Here is a 2,208-nt window from a genome sequence, read left to right on the forward strand (position 1 = left end):
GTATCTGGGTACGTTTTAAACAGCAAGTAATACTCTTCCCATAAGCGTCCACGCAGTGCAGGCTGCCATTTGATCTGGCTTGGCACGTTCTCAATCAAATCAGTAGAATTGCCCATCCGCTGCACCAACTTTAAGTTTGGATGCGTGGTCTGCAGCAACTCATATCCCTGGCCATGCTGCTGGTCCTGCCCGAATAAGGCTTGATGTATTGTATAGTTCACTGACGAGGTGGGAACAATAGTTTAATCGAACAACCGTGATAGGTCATGCACGGGCTCACCTCCAGTAGGTAAAATAACATAGGCGTGTTCGGCGGGCGTGTAATCCAGATACTTATCCTGATTTTCGATCGTGTCGAGCCCAAAGCCTTGCGCTGATAACCCCCAAACCTGTAACGCGCCAGCCTGCCAATTACTTCTAGCGTATTGTAAGAGAAGCGGGTAGCGGTTCCGTAACACTGTTTCCGGCAAATCTGTGTGTTAAGCAGCCCGCGCTGATGCGGAAAATTCAACTTGTCCATGTAGGTTGGCAAGCTATATGGCTTGCCGTGGCTAAACAGACAAGTAATATTTGGACAGGTATTGCGCAATCATCAACTATAGTTACAAAACTATTAGATCAACTGTTTGCTGGCACCGTACTGACAGAATTAGTAACTCTGATCAGTACTAGCTCTCAAGCTGATATACGAGATTATGTTCATCGTTCAGCGATTTGGGCGCTCCTCCCAGACCGAGCCCGCATTGGATTTCTGCGATCGACAGCTATAGGCTTACTCACTTATGAAAGTCCTGAAGAATCTACTTCTGAACTGGAGCCAGAGCTAGTGCACCTATTTAATTCTAGCGCTTTTCAAACCGAAGCCTTTTATCACCCATCAATGTCATTGAGTCGAGTTATAGTCTACAGCAAGCGATTTACAGTTTCAGAGCCTGTCGTACTACAATACCTTCGTGCTTATCAAAATTCACCTTCAGCAGGAGATGCGCGTGCTTTTGGCCAACTGGTATTGCAGAAGCGCTGGACCTCGACAGCTGATGAGCTTTTTAGTTATTCCCGGTGGAACAGCGCGTGGCAAGGGGCATTGGCTGAGTGCGTGAGCTTGCTAGGGATGATTAATCGATTCATAGCGTATCTAATGCCTGGGTTAAGCACGCTTCCATCGCGTCACCAACTTCAAGACAGTTGGTGGAAATCCTTACTGGCAGAGCTTCAATCGGTATATTACGAAGGTCCTCTACAGGATGGTCTTTGGGAAGAAAGCGGTGGAGAAAACCATGAAATTAAAGCCCAGCGCACTGGTGGGGAGCAGTGGGTTGATGCCCTTCGCAAACTGCGTACCCGAAAGACACGAGCTACAATTGAGTTACTTCTTGACACGGTAACCATGCACTATCCCACTAACAGTACGTTTACAACCTTGCGCCGCAACATTGACCATGCATAACCGAACAGTCGTGATACTTTGTGCCTTGGAAGGCAATGAGCGTCAAGTTTTCCGCCCTTACCTCTCCAACGAACAGGTAGTTCGTCACCCTGCCACACAAACTGATTATTACACCGGTACGCTATTGACTGAAACAGGCGAAGTCAAGCTTGTGCTGGGGCGAACAGACCAAACCAATGTTAGCGCTGCATTGGAAACTGGCCAAGCGCTGAACCACTTTACACCGCGATATGCCTTCTTCGTTGGGGTAGCTGGCGGCTTAAAAGACGTAGACTTAGGGGATATTGTAATCGGTAAGGATGTATACGGCTATGAACGGGGCAAAACGACCGCTGATGGATTTAAGGCTCGCCCAGGAGCAGGAAATTCGTCTTACGTATTGGAAAGAACAGCCACCCACTTTGTGCAATCCAAAGAATGGAAGGATATTGCTCGTCAACTGCCTAACGGCACTTTTCAGTCTCCTATAAACATCGTTACAGGCACGATAGCTTCAGGTGAGAAAGTAGATGGCGCAGTAACGTCTGAACTGCATACGTTTTTACAGCAACATTGTAACCATGCATTAGCAGTAGAGATGGAAGGCTTCGGCTTCCTAGAAGCCGCCCGGCAGCATCCTCAGGTGCACGCACTGGTAGTGCGCGGCATCTCAGACTTAGTTGACGATAAAAGCAAGTCAGAGGGTTTAGGTTCGCAACCCTATGCCAGCGCTAACGCGGCAGCCTTTACTATTGCTTTAATTAAACAATTGTACTCCGCTG

General features: G+C 48.0%; 4 protein-coding genes. 2 read left to right on the forward strand and 2 right to left on the reverse strand.

Annotation, left to right across the window (positions count from 1 at the left end; translation table 11 throughout):
- On the reverse strand, positions 1 to 221 hold a 221-nt coding region (locus J4D97_RS22765), incomplete at its 3' end, for a hypothetical protein (protein WP_208309593.1).
- Positions 222 to 242: 21 nt separating this feature from the next.
- Entirely contained in the window at positions 243 to 470 is a 228-nt protein-coding gene (locus J4D97_RS24105; RefSeq protein ID WP_432207234.1) for a hypothetical protein, read from the reverse strand.
- 26 nt (positions 471 to 496) lie between these two features.
- Between J4D97_RS24105 and J4D97_RS22770 the strand changes: the two genes are divergently transcribed.
- Entirely contained in the window at positions 497 to 1,447 is a 951-nt protein-coding gene (locus tag J4D97_RS22770) for an effector-associated domain EAD1-containing protein (protein WP_208309594.1), read from the forward strand.
- On the forward strand, positions 1,440 to 2,208 hold a 769-nt coding region (locus tag J4D97_RS22775; protein ID WP_208309595.1), incomplete at its 3' end, for a 5'-methylthioadenosine/S-adenosylhomocysteine nucleosidase. The genes J4D97_RS22770 and J4D97_RS22775, both read left to right, overlap by 8 nt.

Origin of the sequence: Hymenobacter defluvii (genome assembly GCF_017589435.1) — a bacterium.
In the GTDB taxonomy this organism is placed as follows: domain Bacteria; phylum Bacteroidota; class Bacteroidia; order Cytophagales; family Hymenobacteraceae; genus Hymenobacter; species Hymenobacter profundi.